The 589-nt window shown below is 43.0% G+C and carries 2 protein-coding genes; both read right to left on the bottom strand.

The features are described from left to right. Nucleotides 1–236, bottom strand: a 236-nt coding sequence (locus HC175_RS16565; RefSeq protein ID WP_209310033.1) for a VIT1/CCC1 transporter family protein, incomplete at its 3' end; no start/stop codon positions are given. Between the two features lie 21 nt (nucleotides 237–257). Continuing rightward, nucleotides 258–589: iron transporter (locus HC175_RS16570; protein WP_168139478.1), on the bottom strand; the 332-nt coding region annotated here is incomplete at its 5' end.

Below are 589 nucleotides of genomic sequence, written 5' to 3' on the forward strand. Positions count from 1 at the left end.
TCCATTTCGGCTTTGGTGGAGAAAAAATTTCCTACAGACATGGAAAAACCATCTGCGATTAAATTTGCTAAACCAAGAATAACCACCACTGAAATTCCGAGGCTGGCACCTTCGGCTCCTGCTACTACCGCAAAGGTGGTGATGGCTCCGTCGATTCCGCCGTAAACGAATTCAGCAATATAGTCCTTATTAAAAAAGAGGATTTTGCCGCTGGAATGAAGTTGTTTTTCCTGCATGTGGATTATTATTGAATATGATTATTCGGGACCATGAGGTTCCCGCCCGGCTTCCATTTCAATTTCTATCTCCACGTTCACATCATTTTCATACCTCTTTCCTTTGATCTCATCGTGCCGGTGAAATTCCGGAGCGGGAATCTCCAGCTGAACCTTATATTTTCCTTCCTTCGGAATTTTAAAAAATGCTCCATAGTGCAGAAGGAATGGATGCCACAGGAACGGGAAATCGGTTTCTATGATCTGCTTTCCGTCATTATCAAGCACCTTACCACGTATCTTAAGCCCCGGAATAAAGCGTTTGTCCTGTTTATCCCGCACCACTATTTCAAGATGTGTATTAAATCCTTCTT

This window comes from Salinimicrobium oceani (assembly GCF_012037645.1).